This is a genomic window from Gillisia sp. JM1, from assembly GCF_000424645.1.
Classification (GTDB): Bacteria; Bacteroidota; Bacteroidia; order Flavobacteriales; family Flavobacteriaceae; genus Gillisia.
In genome coordinates this window covers 851563-873736 of sequence record NZ_KE384219.1, presented here as the reverse complement: position 1 = coordinate 873736, position 22174 = coordinate 851563, and the positions used below count along the sequence as shown (strand labels likewise).

22 protein-coding genes are annotated in these 22174 nt (G+C 34.8%); 9 read left to right on the top strand and 13 right to left on the bottom strand.

Going from position 1 to position 22174, the window contains the following annotated elements; all coding sequences use genetic code 11:
- Nucleotides 1-62: 62 nt before the first annotated feature.
- Entirely contained in the window at nt 63-491 is a 429-nt protein-coding gene (locus tag H033_RS0118360) for a hypothetical protein (RefSeq protein ID WP_026839607.1), read from the bottom strand.
- 113 nt (nt 492-604) lie between these two features.
- Between H033_RS0118360 and argS the strand changes: the two genes are divergently transcribed.
- The gene (gene argS / locus H033_RS0118355) at nt 605-2386 is read left to right on the top strand and encodes an arginine--tRNA ligase (RefSeq protein WP_026839606.1); all 1782 of its coding nucleotides are present in this window, start codon (nt 605-607) and stop codon (nt 2384-2386) included.
- An 81-nt stretch (nt 2387-2467) separates the two neighbouring features.
- Here the strand turns inward: argS and H033_RS0118350 are convergent, their stop codons facing one another.
- A complete protein-coding gene (locus tag H033_RS0118350; RefSeq protein ID WP_026839605.1) occupies nt 2468-3208 on the bottom strand; it encodes a bacteriorhodopsin-like in 741 nt (246 codons plus the stop codon).
- Between the two features lie 98 nt (nt 3209-3306).
- Here H033_RS0118350 and H033_RS0118345 point away from each other — a divergent pair, with 98 nt between their 5' ends.
- From H033_RS0118345 to H033_RS0118330, 4 genes are all read left to right on the top strand, one after another.
- Nucleotides 3307-4194: a Brp/Blh family beta-carotene 15,15'-dioxygenase gene (locus H033_RS0118345; protein ID WP_081661902.1), complete on the top strand. Its 888-nt coding sequence runs from the start codon at nt 3307-3309 to the stop codon at nt 4192-4194.
- 273 nt (nt 4195-4467) lie between these two features.
- Nucleotides 4468-5796: a signal recognition particle protein gene (ffh, locus tag H033_RS0118340; protein ID WP_026839603.1), complete on the top strand. Its 1329-nt coding sequence runs from the start codon at nt 4468-4470 to the stop codon at nt 5794-5796.
- 45 nt (nt 5797-5841) lie between these two features.
- A complete protein-coding gene (locus H033_RS0118335) occupies nt 5842-6216 on the top strand; it encodes a four helix bundle protein (RefSeq protein ID WP_026839602.1) in 375 nt (124 codons plus the stop codon).
- A 40-nt stretch (nt 6217-6256) separates the two neighbouring features.
- Nucleotides 6257-7138: a bifunctional 5,10-methylenetetrahydrofolate dehydrogenase/5,10-methenyltetrahydrofolate cyclohydrolase gene (locus H033_RS0118330; RefSeq protein WP_026839601.1), complete on the top strand. Its 882-nt coding sequence runs from the start codon at nt 6257-6259 to the stop codon at nt 7136-7138.
- 155 nt (nt 7139-7293) lie between these two features.
- Here the strand turns inward: H033_RS0118330 and H033_RS0118325 are convergent, their stop codons facing one another.
- The 10 genes from H033_RS0118325 to H033_RS0118280 all read right to left on the bottom strand — a co-directional run bounded on the left by H033_RS0118325 (nt 7294) and on the right by H033_RS0118280 (nt 15377).
- Entirely contained in the window at nt 7294-7701 is a 408-nt protein-coding gene (locus H033_RS0118325; protein WP_026839600.1) for a YkvA family protein, read from the bottom strand.
- 10 nt (nt 7702-7711) lie between these two features.
- A complete protein-coding gene (locus H033_RS0118320) occupies nt 7712-8731 on the bottom strand; it encodes an AI-2E family transporter (RefSeq protein ID WP_026839599.1) in 1020 nt (339 codons plus the stop codon).
- 9 nt (nt 8732-8740) lie between these two features.
- Nucleotides 8741-9166 (bottom strand): VOC family protein, encoded by a 426-nt coding sequence (locus H033_RS0118315; protein ID WP_026839598.1) that lies wholly within the window; start codon nt 9164-9166, stop codon nt 8741-8743.
- 3 nt (nt 9167-9169) lie between these two features.
- Entirely contained in the window at nt 9170-9415 is a 246-nt protein-coding gene (locus H033_RS0118310) for a Rho termination factor N-terminal domain-containing protein (protein ID WP_026839597.1), read from the bottom strand.
- 61 nt (nt 9416-9476) lie between these two features.
- Nucleotides 9477-10328, bottom strand: a complete 852-nt coding sequence (gene rluF / locus H033_RS20680; protein ID WP_034886454.1) for a 23S rRNA pseudouridine(2604) synthase RluF — start codon at nt 10326-10328, stop codon at nt 9477-9479.
- Between the two features lie 93 nt (nt 10329-10421).
- Nucleotides 10422-10628: a hypothetical protein gene (locus tag H033_RS0118300; RefSeq protein WP_026839596.1), complete on the bottom strand. Its 207-nt coding sequence runs from the start codon at nt 10626-10628 to the stop codon at nt 10422-10424.
- 144 nt (nt 10629-10772) lie between these two features.
- The gene (locus H033_RS0118295; RefSeq protein ID WP_026839595.1) at nt 10773-11327 is read right to left on the bottom strand and encodes a hypothetical protein; all 555 of its coding nucleotides are present in this window, start codon (nt 11325-11327) and stop codon (nt 10773-10775) included.
- Nucleotides 11328-11341: 14 nt separating this feature from the next.
- Complete coding sequence (locus tag H033_RS0118290; RefSeq protein WP_026839594.1) at nt 11342-12868, bottom strand: helicase HerA-like domain-containing protein; 1527 nt, start codon at nt 12866-12868, stop codon at nt 11342-11344.
- A gap of 63 nt (nt 12869-12931) precedes the next feature.
- Nucleotides 12932-13993: an LD-carboxypeptidase gene (locus H033_RS0118285; protein ID WP_026839593.1), complete on the bottom strand. Its 1062-nt coding sequence runs from the start codon at nt 13991-13993 to the stop codon at nt 12932-12934.
- Between the two features lie 73 nt (nt 13994-14066).
- Nucleotides 14067-15377, bottom strand: coding sequence for a D-alanyl-D-alanine carboxypeptidase/D-alanyl-D-alanine-endopeptidase (locus H033_RS0118280; RefSeq protein WP_026839592.1), 1311 nt, complete (start codon nt 15375-15377; stop codon nt 14067-14069).
- Between the two features lie 332 nt (nt 15378-15709).
- Here H033_RS0118280 and H033_RS0118275 point away from each other — a divergent pair, with 332 nt between their 5' ends.
- The gene (locus tag H033_RS0118275) at nt 15710-16342 is read left to right on the top strand and encodes a 7-carboxy-7-deazaguanine synthase QueE (RefSeq protein WP_026839591.1); all 633 of its coding nucleotides are present in this window, start codon (nt 15710-15712) and stop codon (nt 16340-16342) included.
- Between the two features lie 207 nt (nt 16343-16549).
- Here H033_RS0118275 and H033_RS0118270 read toward each other — a convergent pair whose 3' ends face one another.
- Nucleotides 16550-17113, bottom strand: a complete 564-nt coding sequence (locus H033_RS0118270) for a DUF2911 domain-containing protein (protein ID WP_026839590.1) — start codon at nt 17111-17113, stop codon at nt 16550-16552.
- A 246-nt stretch (nt 17114-17359) separates the two neighbouring features.
- Here H033_RS0118270 and asnB point away from each other — a divergent pair, with 246 nt between their 5' ends.
- The 3 genes from asnB to H033_RS0118255 all read left to right on the top strand — a co-directional run bounded on the left by asnB (nt 17360) and on the right by H033_RS0118255 (nt 22131).
- Nucleotides 17360-18970 (top strand): asparagine synthase B, encoded by a 1611-nt coding sequence (gene asnB, locus H033_RS0118265; protein WP_026839589.1) that lies wholly within the window; start codon nt 17360-17362, stop codon nt 18968-18970.
- 143 nt (nt 18971-19113) lie between these two features.
- Nucleotides 19114-21054 carry a DNA topoisomerase (ATP-hydrolyzing) subunit B gene (gene gyrB / locus H033_RS0118260; RefSeq protein WP_026839588.1) on the top strand — a complete coding sequence of 647 codons (1941 nt, stop codon included), beginning with the start codon at nt 19114-19116 and terminating at the stop codon, nt 21052-21054.
- Nucleotides 21055-21159: 105 nt separating this feature from the next.
- Nucleotides 21160-22131 (top strand): DUF6588 family protein, encoded by a 972-nt coding sequence (locus tag H033_RS0118255; RefSeq protein ID WP_026839587.1) that lies wholly within the window; start codon nt 21160-21162, stop codon nt 22129-22131.
- Nucleotides 22132-22174 lie beyond the last annotated feature (43 nt).

Below are 22174 nucleotides of genomic sequence, written 5' to 3'. Positions count from 1 at the left end.
ACGACTAAATGATGCTTGCATTAAATTTAGATGTTAAGATATTTAAAATTGTAACTCCAATGTTACCTGATATCTTCAATCTGCGGAAGTGCATTATCTGCCTTATAATCTAATATTTTTAGCATGAATTTATGGATTGCCGGATTGTCTGCTTTTATCTTTATAAAATAATGATCTTTATAAACCGAGTATTCCTCAGATTTCCCTTTGTAAAGATTTAGTTTGTAATAAGGAATTATTAAAGCATAAGTTTCTAGTAAAGATCTAAACATTACTATAATTCCTTTTGGTCTTAGTTCTATATTACAAATATTAGTATTGATGTCTAATATCAATAAGTTGTGGATCTCTATACTGGTGGCAGTGATCTTTAATTTCGGAGAGCCGGAGCCATTTAGTTTTATCCGCTCTAGAAGTGTAAATGGCGTACCAACTTCTTTGTTTATCTTTTCTTTAGTCTCTGACCTATTGTAGCTAATATTCAACAGCATTTTTCGCTTTTTTATAAAGATAGTGATTTGCACTTAAAGCTCTAGAGCTTGCGGCTATTTTCTATTATCTTTGCCGCTTGTATTTTAGCCATAAAGATTAAAATTTACGAAGAATGAATATTCAGAATAAAATTGAGCAAAAAGTAAAGGAAGCAATTTCACATCTGCATCAAGTAGATTTGGCACAAGTAGAGTTTCAGCCTACTCGTAAAGATTTTGAGGGAGATGTTACCGTAGTAACTTTCCCAATGCTCCGCCAAATTAAGACTAATCCTGTTCAGCTGGGAAATGAAATTGGTGAATATTTAGTTGAAAATGTGGAGGAAATAGTAAGCTTTAATGTGGTTCAAGGCTTTTTGAATATTGTGCTGAGCAATAAATTTTATTTAAACTCTTTTGAAGCTATCGCTAATAATTCAGATTTTGGGAAAGTTGAGGTTAATGAAGATTCTGATACTATTATGGTGGAATATTCTTCACCAAATACAAATAAGCCACTGCATTTAGGTCATGTTAGAAATAATTTATTAGGATTCTCTGTTGCTGAAATCTTGAAAGCAAGCGGTAGGAGAGTCTATAAAACCCAGATCATAAACGATCGTGGGATCCATATTTGCAAATCCATGTTAGCTTGGGAACGATGGGGCAATGCAGAAACTCCAGAATCTACAGGATTAAAGGGTGATAAACTGGTAGGGAACTACTATGTGAAATTCGACCAAGAACATAAAAAAGAAATAGCTTCACTTATTTCTGAAGGTAAGACTGAGGAAGAGGCAAAAGCACAAGCTCCGGTTTTAGTTGCAGCACAGGAAATGCTTATTAAATGGGAAGCCGGCGATGAAGCGGTGAAAGCTCTTTGGGAAAAGATGAACCAGTGGGTTTATGATGGTTTTGAGAAGACTTATGAAACATTAGGAGTAGATTTCGATAAGAATTATTACGAAAGCAACACTTATTTATTAGGTAAAGATGTGGTTGCTGAAGGTCTTGAAAAAGGAGTTTTCTTCAGAAAAGATGATGGCAGTGTGTGGATAGATCTTACTGAAGATGGTCTGGATGAAAAGATCGTTTTAAGAAGTGATGGAACTGCGGTGTACATGACCCAAGATATTGGAACTGCAATACAGCGTGTAAAGGATTTTGATATTGATGGAATGGTATATACTGTTGGGAACGAACAGGATTATCATTTTAAAGTCTTGTTTTTAATCTTAAGTAAATTAGGCTACGAATGGGCAAATAACTTATATCATTTAAGTTATGGAATGGTCGACCTTCCTACGGGAAAAATGAAAAGTAGAGAGGGAACGGTAGTAGATGCAGATGATCTTATAGCTCAAATGACTCTAACCGCTAAATCCATTTCTGAAGAACTAGGGAAGCTAGGGGAATATTCTTCAGAAGAAAAAGAAGAGCTTTATAAAATGATCGGGTTAGGGGCTCTAAAATATTATATTTTAAAGGTAGATCCTAGAAAACGAATCTTATTTAATCCTGAAGAATCTGTGGATTTCCAAGGGAATACAGGACCATTTATTCAATATACCTACGCAAGAATTCAGTCTATATTGAGAAAGGCAAATCTGGAGACAAATGAGATGGGACTTCCACAAGCTTATGAATTACATGAAAAGGAAAAGGAGTTAATAAAGCAATTACAATCATATCCAGACACTATACAGTTGGCTGCAGAGAATCATAGCCCTGCTTTAATTGCAAATTACACCTACGATTTGGTAAAGGAATTCAACTCATTTTATCAGAATGTTACTATTTTAGGAACGCCAGATGAAGCAGAAAAGAAGTTTAGAGTACAGTTATCCAAATCTGTTGGTCATATTATTAAATCGGCAATTGGATTATTGGGAATTCAGGTTCCAGAAAGAATGTAAAAAAAAGATCCGTTCGAAAGAACGGATCTTAATAAATTATTATGCTGAAAAAGCATCTAACTTAGTAATTCAACCATAAAATTAGGCGTTATTCACCTGAGTTTTTTCACTAGACGTTACTGCTAGATTATATATAACCAAACCGAAACCTATCTTATTAACGGCATCACCTAGGTTATAAATCACATCAAGGTTTAGGCCACCAAAGATACCTTCATACCATCCTGGAGTTCCTGCCATATATCCAACAGGATAAATTGCCCATCCAACAAGTACAAACCAGCACAGTGTCTTATGTGCTGATAGAACCGCACCACCTGCGCTTTCTGCAAGCTTTTTAGCTTTACCAAGCCATATTTCATAAACAATCGCGAAATAGGCAAGCCCTGAAATAAGACCCCATAGCCATGCATTACCTCTGTCTATAGTTTCTCCGATATATCCAGTAACTAGCATAACTACGGAAAAAAAGATTAACTTCCACATCAGGGATTTCTTGGCGCCTGCAACCTTCAGAATAAGGAAAAATTCAACGCACATTAAAGGAACCGTAAGCGTCCAATCTACATAGCGGAAAAATGTTGGCGATTCTGCAAATTGAGCCCAGTAGTCTCTCATGTAAAAATAATGTACTGCAGCAATAAGCGTTATTAGTCCTGAAACTAAAATTGAAGTTGACCATTTTTTGTCAACCGATCGCATTGATAGGAAGAAAAACACAGAAGCGGCCATCATAGCGATAGCCCCAACAAAGAATGTAAATCCTACATAATCCGAAGGATCCAATTTGGAAACCAAAGGTAAAATGAATAAAGTTTTCATAGAGTATATTGTTTTGTTTAACTAAATTTAACTAAATTTAAACAAAAACCGAGTATTTTTATTGAAATAATAATTTTATTTATAAATTTTGCGATATTATGATGTCAGGGCTGCATAGAGTACTTTTATTAATAACCTTATTCAGTTTTTGGTTTATTGGCTTTATTGACCATGCTGAGGCAAACTATCTTGGTATTTCATTGGTGCTAACAATAGGACTTATACATGGCGCGAATGATCTTAGGATAATTGGAAAGTTAAATGGCAGCAATAGATTTAGTAAAAAAAAGCAGCTTAGTTTATACTTATTTATGGCACTCTTTACCTTTTTTATATTTTATTTGTTCCCGGTAACTGCTCTAATAATTTTTTTATTATTCAGTTGTTACCATTTTGGAGAACAACATTGGTTAGAAGGTCAAGTTAGGAATTCCGTAATCTTAGGTTTTTTTGCCTTTATTTATGGACTTTTAATCATTTCGATGATATTAAAGTTCAATAGTTTAGAAACTATTTTGGTCCTAAAGGATATTACGCATATAGAAATAAGTTCTTCAATACTTAATATCGTATTCTATATTTCAGCATTTATATTTTTAATTTTAACTTATTTATTGAGATCTGTTCTGTTACCCAATTTTAACGAGTTCTTTAAGGAGTTTTTCCTGATTTTAATACTTGGCGTCATTTTTAAGATATCAACCTTGATATGGAGCTTTGCTTTTTATTTTATTGTGTGGCATGCAATTCCTTCTTTGTATTCTCAAATAAAGGTACTATATGGTAAAGAAAAAGGAAATGGGGTTTTGGCGTATTTGAAACATTCAATTTTCTATTGGTTAATATCCCTTGTGTGGCTTACAATTGCTATTTTCTTTTTCAAAGAAAACACCACCTGGATCATTAGTATATTTTTTCCATTTATTGCTGCTTTGACCATCCCGCACGTTTTGGTAATGTCTAAAATGTTTGAAGAATACGCTTAGAAGGGCAAGATTTATTAGGGTTGGAATAGTACAAATCATTGCACTTAAATTAATTATGTTTCTATTTCGGGTACAAATCCATGTCTTAAGTTTAATCAAAACAAGAATTAACTACAAAATACCGCAACTCGACTAAATGTATAAACCCTCTCTGTATACAGCTGAAAGTAAATAATGTTATAGGTTGCAAGAATCTTTCCTAATTACCGCATTAATTGCTAAATTTGCACATTCCATTAGGTGTCTATTTGAATAACGATTGAAGGAAAATATATGTTTGATAATTTAAGTGATAAGTTAGATAATGCCTTACATGTTTTAAAAGGACATGGGCAAATTACAGAAGTAAATGTTGCCGAGACTTTAAAGGAAGTACGTAGAGCCTTGGTGGAAGCCGATGTAAATTATAAGATAGCAAAAGAATTTACAAGTACGGTAAAAGAAAAAGCTTTAGGACAAGATGTATTAACTGCATTGAAGCCTGGACAACTTATGGTGAAACTGGTTAAGGATGAACTTACCCAATTAATGGGAGGTGAAGCAGAAGAGATAGATCTTTCAGGAAATCCTTCTGTAATCTTGATGTCTGGTTTACAGGGTAGTGGTAAGACTACTTTTTCTGGAAAACTGGCTAATTTCTTAAAAACAAAAAAGAATAAGAATCCACTTTTAGTGGCCTGTGATATTTATCGTCCTGCAGCGATCAATCAATTGCAAATTGTTGGAGAGCAAATAGGAGTTGAGGTTTTTAGTGATGTAGGGAATCAAGATCCTGTTGCTATTTCTAAGGCTGCAATTGCACATGCCAAGCAAAATGGGTTTAATGTTGTTATTATAGATACTGCCGGTCGTCTTGCTATAGATGAAGCGATGATGACGGAAATTCAAAATATTCATACTGCTGTTAAACCAGAAGAGACCTTATTTGTGGTAGATTCTATGACAGGTCAGGATGCGGTAAATACAGCAAAAGCCTTTAACGATCGTTTGAATTTTGATGGGGTAATCCTTACCAAGTTAGATGGTGATACACGTGGAGGTGCCGCAATTTCGATCAAATCTGTTGTAAATAAGCCTATTAAGTTTATTGGTACTGGTGAGAAAATGGATGCAATAGATGTATTCTATCCTTCTCGTATGGCCGATAGGATTTTAGGAATGGGTGATGTTGTTTCCTTAGTGGAAAGAGCTCAGGAGCAATATGATGAAGAAGAAGCTAGAAAACTTCAGAAAAAGATAGCTAAGGATCAATTTGGATTCGATGATTTTTTAAAGCAACTGCACCAGATCAAGAAAATGGGTTCTATGAAGGACTTGTTGGGAATGATTCCGGGAGCAGGAAAAATGTTAAAGGATATCGATATTGATGATGATGCTTTTAAATATGTAGAAGCGATTATCTATTCTATGACCCCTGCGGAAAGAAGTACGCCAACTCTTATCAATTCGGTTAGAAAGAAAAGAATTGCTGGTGGATCTGGGACTTCTGTTCAGCAGGTAAACCAATTATTGAAGCAATTCAACCAAATGGGTAAAATGATGAAGATGATGCAAGGAGGCGGAGGCCAAAAAATGATGCAAATGATGAAGGGAATGAAATAGTCTAGTTTGCAGTCTTAAGTATGCAGCAGGCATTAATAAATAAGTATGAGTTTCAAAACCTTGATAGCTTATCAGAAATCTTTTAATCTGGCAATGGAGGTTTTTACTATTTCAAAAAAGTTTCCCAGTGATGAGAAATTTGCTTTAACCTCACAAATCGTAAGATCCTCTAGAAGAGTTTGTTCAGCTATTGCTGAGGCTTATAGAAAGAGGGATTATGTAAAGCATTTTAAAAGTAAATTAACGGATGCAGATAGTGAAAATTCTGAAACACAATTATGGTTCGATTTTGCTCTAGCTTGCAACTATATATCTAATGATGATCATTCTAAATTACATGCTAAAAGTGAAGAGGTAGGAAAACTTCTAAATTATATGATTAATAATCCCGAAAAATTTGGGTGTTCCAAAACTATTTAAAGTTTGCCTAATGCAAACTGATAACTGCAATCTGCAAAATATGACAATTCTCGACGGTAAAAAAGTAAGCAACGAAATAAAGGATGAAATTGCTGCAGAAGTTCAGCAAATGAAGAATCGGGGAGAGAAAGTGCCACATCTTGCGGCAATAATTGTAGGGAATGACGGTGCAAGTTTAACCTATGTGAATAGCAAGGTAAAGGCTTGCGAGCGAGTAGGTTTTGAATCTACTTTAGTGAAATTATCCAGTACAATTAGTGAAACAGAACTTTTAAAGAAGATCAAAGAACTAAATGAAAATCCAGATATAGATGGTTTTATTGTCCAATTACCACTTCCTGAACAAATAGATACTCAAAAAGTATTACTCAGTGTAAATCCAGATAAAGATGTAGATGGTTTTCATCCAACAAATTTTGGAAAAATGGCATTGGATATGAGTAGTTTTATTCCTGCTACCCCATTTGGAATTATTGAGTTACTTGAGCGCTATAATGTAGAGACTAAAGGAAAGCATACCGTAGTGATTGGGCGTAGCCATATTGTAGGTAGACCAATGAGCATCTTAATGGGAAGGAAAGGATTCCCTGGTAACTCTACAGTTACGGTAACGCATAGCTATACAAAGAACATTACCCAGATAACTTCACAAGCAGATATTATTATCACGGCTTTAGGTAATCCAGAATTCTTGAAGGCAGAAATGGTGAAAGATGATGTGGTTATAATAGATGTTGGTATTACAAGAGTACCTGACGAAACTAAACCAAGAGGTTATAGAATTACAGGAGATGTAGATTTTGAAAATGTAAGCAAAAAAGCCTCTTTTATAACTCCAGTTCCCGGAGGTGTAGGGCCAATGACCATTGCCATGTTGCTTAAAAATACTTTATTGGCAAGAGAAAACCATAGATTGAGTTAGAGAGGCATAGCCACCCGAAAACAAATATGGAAGTGTGTTGATAAAATATCAGATTTATCAGCTAATTAAAAGAGCAGATTATCACTAAATTATTTTAGTTTATACAAAAAAAGAGCAATCCTTGGATTGCTCTTTTTTTGTATAAAATGGTTTTTTTATTCTTCAGATTCCAACTTCCAATCCAAATAATTATGAAGATCGCTTTCAATAAATCTTAAACCAAAACTCAATACGGCCAGATCATCTATGTATCCTAATCCAGGAATAAAATCTGGAATAATATCCAACGGATTTAATACATATAAAAATGCGAATGCAATAGATGCAATGGTAAACCATGGTACATTGGTATAGATTCCTTTTCTGTAATCTTTAAGCATTCCAAACATCACTTTAGCCAATTCTGTATATTTCTCTAACATATTAGAGCTTGTGATTTTTTTGGAAATATCTTCCTGTTTGTCCATCACCACGTCTACATCATCTCCGTCGATCTTTGTGATCTCATCATTCATGTATTCTTCGTCTATTTCTTCAACTTTTTTGCTAAATATATTTTTCATAATTAGATTTTTATAAATTGTCGTTAATATTGCTGTATTCAGTTTTGTATATTTTTAATATAAGTAAAAATAAGGAGATAAGTAAGGGGCCAAAAATTAGGCCGATAAATCCAAAGAGAGGAACTCCTACCACCACTCCAAATAAAGTAATCAAAGGATGAACACTAGATAATTTTTCTAGAATATATAATCTTACCAAATTATCTGTAGATCCCACTACAACTACACCATAAATAAGAATCGCAATTGCTTGCCATTCCATTCCTTGGGAGAATAACAAGATGGTAACTGGAAGAATCCCAATTGCTGTCCCTATAAATGGAATCATTGAACCTACTGCTGTTATCACAAACCAGAAAAATGGATCTGGAACTCCAAATATCAAAAAGCCTATTAATGCAATTATTCCTTGAATAATTGCCACCAAAGGTATTCCTAAAGCATTAGATCTTACAGAAAGGTCGCTTTCCTTTCCTATCAGATGTATATTGTCTGAAGCCAATGGAATATATGATCCAAGAATATCATTCAGTTTTTCTCTACTAATTAGCATGTAGTATAGCATAAAATACATGATCCCTATCGCTATAAATGCATTGAAAGTGCCTCCAGCAAAACTTTGAAGATTTGTGGAAACCCAGCTTGTTATGGAATCACTATCTATATTACTGCTTATTTTGTAGCCAATAGACTCTTCAATTTTATTTATTTGCTCTTTGAAGGCAATTACCACCTTTTCTGAATTTGCAACAGCTTTGCCAATCTTAGAAGTTAGCATGATAACTATTAATGTAATGGGTATTAAGATTCCAATAAACGAGCCTACCATTAGTAAAGCTGCAGCATAAGCTTTTTTCCAGCCACGTTCAACCAGCTTTTTCATCCACTTATGCATAAGCACATAAAGAGTAACTGCGCCCAAAATACCAGATAAATAAGGAACTATCTCCATAAAAATCAAGATTCCCAGAAAAACAATAAGTAAAAGAACAAAAACTTGCCTTACAAGGGAGGGACTTAAGTTTTTCATAAATGGTTTTTATTTAGCAAAAAGCTGATCTATATTTTTAAAGGCTTTAAATTCCAATGCGTTTCCTGAAGGGTCTTTAAAGAACATCGTTGCTTGTTCTCCTGTTTTGCCTTCAAATCTAATATAAGGTTCAATAACAAATTTAATCTTATTTCTTTTTAGTTTTTCAGAAAAATCTTGGAAAACATCCCATTCTAGTACTACACCAAAATGTGGGATTGGCACCTCTTTTCCATCTACAGGATTACCTTTTCCTATCGGTTTAGGTTGCGGTTCTTGCACATGGATCACTAATTGATGTCCAAAAAAATTGAAATCGACCCAGTGGTCACTGCTTCTGCCTTCTTCACAACCTAAAACTTCTCTATAAAAAACTCTGTTTTCTTCTAGAGTAGTAACTGGAATTGCTAAATGAAAAGGTTGAATTTTCCCCATAGTTTAATTATTTCTTAATGCGTTAATTAATTTAGATTTGGACATTTTAGATCTTCCAGGAATACCAACTTTTTTGGCTTGGCTATACAATTCAGATTTGGTTCGGTCTTCATAGTCTTTCGCTTTACCACCTTTTTCTCCAGCATCAGGGGTATTGGCGATTCGTGCAGACTTCTCCTCACTATATCCTTTCTCTCTCAAGGCTTCGTATTGAGCCTCATTTTTGATTCGACTGTTTGAAGTTCCCATTTTTATCCTAAAAATAGAAAGTTCTATTTAAACGATCAGCTTTCTTTCAGCTAATTATGTGTTAAGATTTATTCCTGCGAGATTTTGATTTACCAGAAAATGTAGGAGTTTCTTTAGGTTTAGTGTCCTTAGAATGAAATTTCTCTGCCTTCTCTTCGTCGTATTTCGGATTCCTTTTCTTTGGTTCTGGCGCCTTGTAAGTCTTTATAGAATTAGTTACCATTTCATTAATGGTATTTAATTCATTTTCAGTAATATCTCTCCATTCACCAACAGGAATGTCAAGTAAAACATTCATGATCCTTACACGTTTAAGACTTGTAACTTCGTAATCCAATGCTTCACACATTCTTCTAATTTGCCTGTTCAAGCCTTGTGTGAGAACAATTCTAAAATCATAATTTCCTAATCGCTCTACTTCACATTTTTTAGTAACAGTATCTAAAATGGAAATTCCCATTCCCATTCTATCTATAAAAGTTGAGGAGATCGGTTTGTTAACCGTAACCACATATTCTTTTTCGTGATTATTACTGGCTCGTAATATTTTATTCACAATATCCCCGTCATTGGTCAGAAAAATAAGTCCTTCACTGCCCTTATCTAACCTGCCAATTGGAAAAATACGTTTAGGATAATTTATGAAGTCTATAATATTGTCCTTCTCTACACCAGAATCGGTGGTGCAAACAATGCCTACAGGTTTATTAAAAGCAATATAAACGGGTTTTTCATCTTGATTGATAATAGTTTTCCCGTTTACACGAACAATATCGCCCGGAGCTACCTTTGTCCCCATTTCTGGAACTTTACTATTAATAGTGACTCTACCTTGATCAATTAATTTATCTGCTTCTCTGCGGGAACAAAACCCGGCTTCACTTAAATATTTATTGATTCGGGTAAGTTGCATAGTATAAAAAGGATTAGGGTAGCAAAGATAAAGATTCAGCAATTATTAAGTTGCTCAATTCAATATTAATCTGTGCTACCCTAAAATTATTTATTATGCTTTCCTATTTTCTACCGCAACTTCATCGGTGTCCTTGCGATATTTAAGCATTGAGATACCTGCAATAAAAAATACAAATCCTAATATTGCCAGTGCCCAAGGATCCATAAGTGGTGCAATGCTTCCAAATATTCCCAAAACTCCCATTACTAGGGAAATTGCGCCTCCAATTAACATAATTACGGCTATAATCTTGATCATAATAATAGATATTGGTTAAGCGGTAAAGGTACTTAAAGAATTGAAAAATGATATATTATTAACATATCCTAAAGATTTAAAGCCTATAAAAGGATAATTTTTTTCAAAAAATCCGCCTATAATCTTAATATTTTGAGTTGCTTTTTACCAACTTACCATTAAATATTTTATTTTGGCATCGTCTGGAATTTGCGAGGCAGAAATTCTGGAATCTGTATCGTAGCGAAGGCTGGATGGAAGATCCTTTTTGTCTATAGTCAGATATAAATTTAGTTCATCTATAAAAACCACAGCAGAATTCAAGGTGTTTTCAATTCTTGAGATCTCATAATTTTTAACGACATCTCCAAAAGTGCTTGCATTGTTAAGTCCTTTTGCAGTTTGAAATCTGGAATCCATGATCTGGATATAGCCAACGGTACTTGTAGAGTCAAATTGCTGAATTGGCTCTAGGATTAGCAGTGGTTTTCCTTCTTTGTCAAATATTTCTATTTCGCTGGTAGAATTAAAAAATTCACTTCCAGAATTTTTTCTAACAATGGAATCTTCACTGAAAACAGAATCTAATTGATTGATCTTAATTTCTTTTGTTAGTGAGCCTACTCTAGTAGTATCTATTAGAAATGGGTCGGAATCAGTACCACATGATATTAAACTAATTGTAATGCATGCTAATAAACTTAAACTTAATCTTCTCATATTCTTCTTGACTTTTATTTAAATGCTTTGTTCAAAATACTCATAACCCCTCTAATAAAAGTAGCACTTGTTAAAACTTTGACCACTGCACTTTGAGTTTTACTGGAACTTCTTGATGTTCTTGAACTTGTTCGAGAAATTTTCTTCCTTTCTTCTTTTGCCTTCTCTTTTGCTTCCTCTTGATCTGCCCGAACTATTTTTTCATTCAATAATTCATAGGCACTTTCTCTGTCTATCTCTTTATTATATTTAGAAATCAACTTAGAAGAACTTATCAAATCTTTTAATTCTTCTGAAGTTAAAACATCCATCCTGCTCATTGGAGCTCTCATCATTGTAGCCGCTAAAGGAGAAGGTCTCCCTTTTTCGTCTAATGAAGAAATAAATGCTTCTCCAATACCTAACGAGGTTAAAACTTCTTTGGTATCATAATATTCAGAAATGGGATAATTTTCAGCAGTTAATTTGATCGCTTTTCTATCATTAGCAGTAAATGCACGTAAGGAATGCTGAATCTTTAAACCTAACTGACTCAATATTTCTTTTGGTACATCTGTTGGATTTTGGGTTACAAAATAAATCCCAACTCCTTTAGATCGTATCAGTTTAATAATACTCTCAATTTGATCCAATAATGCATCAGATGCTTCTTTGAAAATTAAATGTGCCTCATCTATAAAAAGAACCAATTCTGGTCTATCGCTATCTCCTTTTTCTGGCAATGTAGAATATATTTCGGCTAGCAAGCTCAGCATAAACGTAGAGAACAATTTAGGTTTATCCTGGATGTCATCCAGCCGGATGATATTTATCATCCCGCGACCGTCGATATTTGTTCTCATAAGATCCTCTACCTCAAAAGAAGGCTCCCCGAAAAAGAGATCAGCATCTTGCTGCTCTAAAGCAACGATCTTTCTTAAAATAGATCCAGTTGAAGATTTAGACATTCTACCATAATCCTTTTCAAATTCCTCTTTTCCATCATCTGTTGCATAGTGAATGATCTTTTTAAGATCCTTTAGATCCAGAAGAGGTAATTGATTGTCGTCACAATATTTAAAAACAACGGCTAAAATCCCAGTCTGAGTATCAGAAAGGTCCAAAATACGCGATAAAAGAATAGGGCCAAATTCACTTACGGTCGCTTTTAAACGTACTCCGGGTTGTTCAGAAAGACTTAAAATTTCCACAGGAGAAGCTTGAGGTTTAAACTCAAAATTTAAAAGCTGATGGCGATCATCAATTTTTTCATGACCGGGAGATGGTTTTGCAATTCCGCTAAGATCTCCTTTAATATCCATCATTAGGACAGGAACCCCTTTTTCTGAAAGATTTTCTGCTAAAATCTGTAGCGTTTTGGTTTTCCCGGTTCCTGTTGCTCCGGCAATAAGTCCATGCCGATTCATAGTTTTTAAGGGGATCTTAATTTGCGCTTCCGGAATAGTTTTTCCGTCCAACATGGCAGCACCCATATATATAAAATCTCCTTTTGGAGCATATCCTTGCTGAATGTGCTCTATAAACTTGTTGGGATCTTTCATACTTCTAAGTTATTATAAAATTAAACAGTTTCCTGTTTAATGAAATTCTGAAAAATTTAATTTCTACGACACGGCAGGCGATAACATGCTTATTGTCCCTTTATCTGCATCAATTGATGCATTTATTCCATTTGGGATCGTAGAATTGTTATCTACATGACCAAACATTGCCCCAGAATAGGCAGGAATGCCCAAAGGTTTAATATAATGATCTATTACTTCTTCTAAAGTTAAAGAACCGTATCCGCTTCCTCCAGGATCACAATCGGTGCATTTTCCAAATACAAACCCGGAAATCTTATCTAAAACTCCAGCTAATTTAAGTTGGGACATCATCCTGTCTATCGCATAAATCTTTTCTCCAACTTCTTCTAGATACAAGATCTTATTTTCCCAATTTGGCAGGTAAGAAGATCCCATAATCCCAGTTAATACTGATAGATTTCCTCCAAGTAAAATCCCTTCCGCTTTTCCTGAAGTAATGGTCCGAATTCGGTTATTTACTTGAACCAGATTATCTCCTGAATCTTTTGTGTTTTCAAAAGTGAAAGCGTTCTTATTAAAAAGGATCTCATTAAATATATTATAACTGAAGCTATTCCATGTAGAAATCGCCATTGGCCCATGAAAAGTGACTAGTCCGGTTTTGGTATATATTGCCATATGGATAGCGGTAATGTCACTATATCCAATAAATATTTTTGGATTTTTCTTTATAGCATCGTAATCTATTTTATCCAAGATCCTCGCAGCACCAGATCCTCCTCGCAAAGCGATAATAGCATCTACTTCTGGATCTTTAAACATGTTGTTTAAATCTGCTGCCCGCTCCTCATCGGTACCTGCAAGATGCCCGTAATGTGAGTCAACATGCTCACCGAGTTTCACTTTTAAGCCCATAGCTTGAAAAGTCTCAACTGCTATTTCATAGGGTTCCGATTCAAATATATTAGAAGCCGGACTTATAATCCCGATAGTATCTCCTTCAGAAAGATGATCTGGGATTAATTCTTTTAGTGTTGTTGTATTTAATTCCGAAGAAAATGCAACAGGGGCAATAAATGAAGATAATCCTACTGCTAGACTACCTGTTCCTATATTCCTTAAAAAATTTCTTCTCTCCATTCTGGTGTTGTGCTAGATATAATTTCGCTCTAAAATAAATAATTATCGGTAGGTTCCTCTAGAATTATGATGTTTAATAGGAATTTCTAATTTCCAAAAACATTTTTTCCATTGCTTTTTTAATTTCTGAAGAAGAAGCCACATAATTGTTGTTCATAAAACTGAAGATCATCAATTTGCCAGATTTGGTTTTTAAATAACCACTTAAAGAGTAATTATTTCGTAATGAACCCGATTTCGCAAAGATATAAGGTATGTCTGAAGCGTACCAGTTTTTTAGAGTTCCTTCTTTTCCACCTGCAGGAAGTAGTTTAAAAAGTCCCTCTCTTGGTAGTTCCTTTAAGATCTTATCAAGAATAGTTACCAAAGTTCTTGGGGTTATTAAGTTATAGCGGGATAATCCCGAACCATCCACCCATTTAATTTGGTCTTGTAGATTATTAAAGTAAATAGATTGTATATGATCTATAGCAATATTTGTGCTTAAGCTGTCACTTATCTTTTCAGAAATAAGCAAAAGCAACTGTTCTGCTATAAAATTATCACTTTCTTGAAGCATTTCTTTATATAGACTGTCTGCTGCAATAGAATATATGGTTTGTATATTTTTATTCTGAATTTTCCAAGGTTTAGAAATAAGCGTCACAGGTTTATTTAATGTGTCACTAAGTAATTTAGCAGTCAATTCTGATGAGGTTTTAAAAGGGATGTTGGTTTCTAGGGCTTCAATTTTTGAAAGATTATATCTAAAAATATTAGCGTCTACATCTCTTCTAATAGAATTGGAAAGCTCCTGATCTTTGATTAAAAAATCAGAAAAATAAGAAGGAGAACTTAATGGAAGCGGCTCGTTGGATTTCCATTTAAAACTCACCAGATTCCCATAAATAGGGAATTGAGAGCGTTCTGCAGAATAGGCATCATTATAATCGTCCCAAGCCCAGCCTGAACCAAGGGGAGGATTAGTGATTGCTGAGCTTGCGAAATATAGGTCTTTAGAAGAGTTCTTTAAAAAGTTGAATACTTTAGATCCCTGTAAATTCGGATTTAAAAAACTTGGGTCGCCAGTGCCCCAAAAGACCAGAGAATCTGGAGTGGTGTAATATCTCATTCCAGAGATAGAATCTCCTAATTCTTTTAGTGAGGCATAAAATGTAAGCAACTTAATATTAGAGGCTGGAGTAAAGTACTTATTGGAATTATGCTCTATAACAAATTTCTTTTTGTCCAGATCATAAAGAGCGAAGCCAGTAAAACTTTGGTCAAAAACTTCAGAAGTAAGCTGTCTAGAGAGTTCTTTATTTAATTTACGAGAGCTAGAGCAAGAAAAAAGTAGTGAAGTTATTAGAAGTATGGAAAAGGAATGTAGAATTTTTGATCTCACTAAAAGTGTTTTAGGTGGTGAAAAATAGTAACCTTAAAAGGGGCAACTCTTTTGGAGCCAAACTAGGTGACGTCCTTCCTCGTCAATCTGTCCCGAACCATCGGGAGTTTCTGTGTCTCATTAGGTCTTACTAGGATGACGAAAAACCTAAATATATATGATTAAAAATTATTACAGGCAGACAAACGGATAATCCGTTAAATTATAACTTTTCCTTCTAAAAGTGCTCTTAATGCTTGAGGAATTTATTGATAAAATCACCTAGAACAAGGATTAATTCAATTTAAAACTAAGCTATGTTAGGTCTTAAAGAATAGTTATCTTTGCAGGCTATGATTACAGAAGATACAAAAGTGCTGGTGGACAAGGGTATAATGCTTCCGTTAATGGAAGAATTTTATACCATACAGGGTGAAGGATTTTATAAAGGAACGGCTGCTTATTTCATTAGAATAGGTGGTTGCGATGTTGGCTGTCACTGGTGTGATGTTAAAGAAAGTTGGGATGCCTCTTTGCATCCTCCAACTCATGTTGGGAAGATTGTGGAAAATGCCGTTTCTCATAGTGATACTGTTGTGATTACCGGGGGAGAACCTTTAACTTGGGACATGACGATTCTTACAGAGACTTTAAAAGCTCAGGGATGTAAGATTCATATAGAAACTTCCGGGGCTTATAAACTAACAGGGGTCTGGGACTGGATATGTTTATCTCCTAAAAAAATAAAGCTACCTACAGAAGAGATCTATGAAGTTGCTAACGAATTGAAAGTGATTGTTTATAATCTTCATGATTTGAAGTTTGCAGAAGAGCAAGCTGCATTGGTTAATAAGGATTGTATTCTATATCTCCAGCCAGAATGGAGTAAACGTGATTCTGTAATTCCTGTAATTGTAGATTATGTAATGAAAAACCCTAAATGGAAAGTATCATTGCAAACGCATAAATATTTAAATATCCCGTAATCCCTCCCTCATTAAGGGTTTGATTATTTATACCTGTCTGAAACATTCAAATGGGCTGGATTTGGTTTTCAAACTTATTTTACTTTCGAAATATCGGAACATATCCCGTGGTCTTGTCCAGTGGATCTATAATAAAAAAACGGTTTCAATTCTTGAGAATTGAAACCGTTTTAATTTTCAGCTTTTTCTTTAATTTGATTTTAAAGCTTATTGTATTGCTTTAAAAGGAACCTCCACGTATTTGTTATCCCAACCCATTAAAAGATCGGCTCCATCAGTTTTGGTTACAAATGCCATAGAGAAAGATTCTATTGTTGAAGGTGCATTACGCACAGGAACTTTAATTCTTACTCTGTCTTCTTGGTCGCTGTATTCATAAGCTCCCCAAGTATTTGTTCTGTTGTTAAGTATCACAGTCCATTCTTTTTCTCCAGGAATTGTGTAAAGAGTATAAGTTCCTGCTTCCACAACTGCATCGGCTACTTTCATGTCTTTATATAAAGTAAGCTCTGTAGCTTCGTTTGCACCAGTTCTCCATACTTCATTATACGGCACTAACTTACCAAAGATTTCTCTATCTCTTTTTAGAGGTCTACTGTAGATAACTCTTGCCACAACTTCATCGGCTTCGTTTTTGTAAACTACCAAGTCCATCGGGCTCACATCCATTTTATTGAAACTTGGAGCTTCTTTGGTTTTTTCTTGAGCATTTGCTGAACTACTTTGAAGCGTAAAGATTGCTATTACTACTAATAAGAATATTTTTTTCATAATTTTTAAATTAATTTAATAAGATAAAGGTACTGTTTCAACAAAACGGGGGTTGTTAATGAAGTCTTATATTTTTTAATTCCCCAAAGTTTTGACTTGATAGTTTATGATATAAATTTAATCTCATATATTTTCATATAGATACTTATTAAATAATTTTAGTTATTGAATGTAATCAATTAGTGTTTAATGGTTTTTATTCGTAAATGAATACTGCAAATTTGTTTAGAATTAAAACTTAAAATTATGTGTGGTATTTTAGCTGTAATAGGAAAAAAGGAAGATCAAGGCTTAGTTTCTCAACTTTCTAAAAGAATGAGTCACCGTGGGCCAGATGAAAGTGATGTTCATGTAACTGAGTCTGGAGCGATATTATGTCATGAGAGATTGGCAATAATGGATGTTACAACCGGAAAACAACCAATTCAAGGAACTTCTTCAGCATGGATGATTCATAACGGCGAAATATATAACTACCAGGCGCTTAAAGAAAATGAATTAAAAGATCACGAGTTTCGCACTACAGGAGATTCAGAAGTGATCGTGCATTTATATGAAAAATACGGTTATGGTTTCTTAAACAAGTTAGATGGGGATTTTTCTTTTGTGGTAGTAGATGGAAAAGACTTCATTGCAGCTAGAGATCCAATAGGAGTAAAGCCACTTTATTATGGTGAAGATGGAGATGGCGCGCTTTGGTTTGCGAGCGAAATGAAAGTTTTGGCAGATCAATGTGTGGAGTTTCAAGCTTTTCCTCCTGGATATTATTACACACCAACAACTGGTTTTGTTCAATATTACAAACCAGATTGGTATTACTTAGAAGATTGTCAGGAAGAAGCAGACTTAAAAAGATTGAGAGACTCTTTGATTGCTGCAACCAAGAAACGTTTAATGTCTGATGTACCTTTAGGAGTGTTGTTAAGTGGTGGATTAGATTCTTCTTTGACTTCATCTATAGCGGCAAGAATACTTAAAGAAAAAGGGAAAAAATTACATTCGTTCTCTATTGGATTGAATGAAGATGCGCCAGATTTGATCGCTGCTCGAAAAGTGGCGGATTTTCTTGGAACCGACCATCATGAAATTCATTTTACGGTTGAAGAAGGAATTGGAATTATCAAAAAATTGATCTGGCATTTAGAGACTTATGATGTAACTTCTATAAGAGCCAGTACACCTATGTATTTCCTTTCAAAAGCAATTACTGAAAAAGGTATAAAAGTGGTGCTATCTGGGGAAGGCGCAGACGAAATTTTTGGTGGATACCTGTATTTTAAAAATGCACCTTCTCCTGAAGAATTTCAGAAAGAAACAATCAGTAGAGTTAAAAGATTGTCTACCGCAGATTGTTTGCGAGCAGATAAATCTACTATGGCTCATGGATTAGAAGCCAGAGTGCCATTTTTAGACAAGGCTTTTTTACAAACAGCGATTGAAATAGCACCTATTCATAAAATGCCGACAACACACGGAGGAGTGGAAAAGTATATCCTTAGAAAAGCTTTTGATACTCCAGAGCAAGCATTTCTTCCAGATGAAGTACTGTGGAGACAAAAAGAGCAGTTTAGCGATGGGGTTGGTTACAGTTGGATAGATAGCCTTATAGAATTCACGAAGTCTCAAGTGACCGATTTGGAATTGGAAATGGCTGCATCAAAATATCCAGTTAATACCCCTTCAACCAAAGAGGCATATTTTTATAGAGAGATCTTTAACAGTTATTTTCCACAGGAATCTGCAGCAAAATCTGTAAAGAAATGGATTCCAAAATGGCAAAAAGATTTAGACCCAAGCGGTAGAGCAAGTTCAACTCACGTTGCGCAAACCAGTTTCATAGAAGCAGCAAAAGTTTAAGTTCCTTATCAACTAAAAAGCAGGGTTTTTCACAAAAATTGTTAATAACTTAAGGGTATTGAGGTGCGCTCCAAGCTAATAGGAGTAGGGGTTTTGTTATATTTGTCTGTTACATAAAAAGACAAACTTTAACAGAATCATATATGAGCGAAGAAGTTAAGAAAGACAGTTATTCGGCAGATAGTATTCAGGCGCTTGAAGGAATGGAGCATGTGCGCATGCGTCCTTCCATGTATATAGGTGATACTGGAGTAAGGGGATTGCATCATTTGGTGTATGAGGTTGTGGATAACTCTATAGATGAAGCAATGGCTGGCCATTGTGATACCATAAAAGTAACTATTACAAAAGAAGGCTCTATCACTACCGAAGATAACGGGCGTGGTATTCCAATAGATTTACATAAAAAAGAAGGAGTTTCTGCCTTGGAGGTAGTAATGACCAAAATTGGCGCCGGAGGGAAATTTGATAAAGATTCCTATAAAGTGTCTGGTGGATTGCATGGAGTTGGTGTAAGTTGTGTGAATGCGCTATCTGATCATTTAACTGCTACGGTTTACAGAGAGGGCGTTATCTGGCGACAGGAATATGAAAAAGGTAAACCAATGTATCCTGTAAAATCTATTGGTGAAACAAATCTTAGGGGAACGGTGGTGACATTTACTCCAGATCCAACCATCTTTCAGCAAACTACAGAATATAATTACGATACGCTAGCAAGTAGAATGCGCGAGCTTTCTTTTTTAAATAAAGGTCTTAAAATCGTATTAACAGACGAGCGCCAGTTAAATGAAGATGGGACGTTTTTTTCTGAAACTTTTATTTCTGAGGAAGGCTTAAAAGAGTTTATAAAATTCCTTGATCAAAACAGAGATCCTATTATTTCTCATGTGATCGCCATGGAAGGTGAAAAGAATGATATTCCTGTTGAGGTTGCAATGATCTACAATACCTCATTTAATGAGAATTTGCACTCCTATGTAAATAACATTAATACTCATGAAGGGGGTACTCACTTAGCTGGTTTTAGAAGAGGTTTAACTACAACTCTTAAGAAGTATGCAGATGCTTCTGGGATGTTAGATAAACTGAAGTTTGAAATCGCAGGAGATGATTTCCGTGAAGGATTAACGGCTATTATTTCTGTAAAGGTAGGGGAGCCTCAATTCGAAGGTCAGACCAAAACTAAACTGGGAAACAGAGAAGTTACTTCTGCAGTTTCTCAAGCGGTTTCAGAAATGCTAGAGAATTACTTGGAAGAAAATCCAAGTGATGCTAAAATTATTGTAGAGAAGGTGATTCTTGCCGCTCAAGCTCGTCATGCTGCTAAAAAAGCGCGTGAAATGGTTCAGCGTAAAACAGTAATGAGCATAGGTGGATTACCTGGAAAATTATCTGATTGTTCTGAGCAAGATCCAGCGAAATGTGAGGTGTATCTTGTAGAGGGAGATTCGGCAGGTGGAACTGCAAAACAAGGAAGAGATAGAGCTTTTCAAGCTATTCTGCCACTTCGAGGTAAGATCTTGAATGTGGAAAAAGCGATGAGACATCGTGTTTTTGACAATGAAGAGATCAAGAATATATATACAGCTTTAGGAGTTACTATTGGAACTGAAGAGGATAGTAAAGCCTTAAATCTTTCAAAGTTGAGATACCATAAAGTAGTAATAATGTGTGATGCCGATGTAGATGGTAGCCATATTGAAACTTTAATTCTTACTTTCTTCTTTAGATATATGAAGGAACTAATAGAAAATGGACATATTTATATTGCTACGCCACCTTTATACTTAGTTAAAAAAGGGCAGAAGAAGCAATATGCTTGGAGTGATAAGGAACGAGATATTATTGCTGAAAGCTTTAATGGAAGTGTTCAAATTCAGAGATATAAAGGTTTGGGAGAGATGAATGCCGAACAATTATGGGATACCACAATGAATCCTGAGTTTAGAACGCTTCGTCAGGTTAATATAGATAACAGTAGTGAAGCCGATAGAATTTTCTCTATGTTAATGGGAGATGAGGTGCCGCCACGTAGAGAGTTTATTGAAAAGAATGCTGTCTATGCGAATGTAGATATATAAAGATTTTAAGCCCACTTTTTAAGTGGGTTTTTTTTTGTTACTAGCAAGTTAAAATTTACAATCTGAATTTTATTAATTTTATCCCCAATACAAAAACTTAACACTGTGAGAAACCTCCCAAAATCTATCTTGTTTTTATCACTACTCTTAGTGACTCAATTTTCAAAGGCTCAAGAAGATGTAAATCTTTTAATTAATGACATGCTTTTAATAGCTGAAAATTTTGCTGCACCAGGAGCAGAAGGAGCAACTTTGCAATCTAGTGCAGGTTGGTTTTCTTCAGCTTCAACTCTAGAAAAATGGCAAGTGGAAGTTTCGGTTCATGGAAATGCCTTATTTGTCCCAAGTTCTCAACAAGATAAAATAATTAATAATAATCAATTTAATAATTTATCGATAGTCGGGGAAAATAATGCACTGTTGCCAACGGTTTATGGTGGTGATACAGATGCTGCTTATGAAGGGTCAATTTTCGGACAGGATTTTGAATTTGATGCTATAGACGGTTTGGATAAAAGCGTGGTGTTGCATGCTTTTCCACAAGTTACTGTTGGATTGCCATATATGACAGAGATCGCGGTAAGATATTTACCTGAAATTTTTATAAATGATGTGGGAATAAGCACTTATGGAGTTGGGCTGAAACATAATTTCTCTCAGTATATATTTAAAAGACTTAGACCTGAAGATTTTCAATTTGCATTGGTAGCTAATTATAGCAATTTTAAAGCAGATTATAAATTTACCCCTATCGATATACAAATTGCAAATTTAGATAGAATAGATGTAGATGCAAATATGTATAATGTGCAACTAATAGGTTCTAAGCTTTATGATACTTTTGAAGTAATGGGTGGTTTTGGTTATACTAATTCTAAATTCGATTATGCATTTGGAGGTACGGGAGGGTCATTGCCTACTCTAAATAATCAATTAGGTGCTCTAGGAAATAGCGAAGGGAAATTTAAGGGGAATATAGGATTTAACTACTACGTTAATAAATTTAAATTTAGCACGGTGTTTTCTGCCAGCGGATTGTTCAATGCAAATGTTGGACTTCATTACCGCTTGAACTAAATACATTTAACCATTCCTTATTACTTAACTGTTACATAATTTG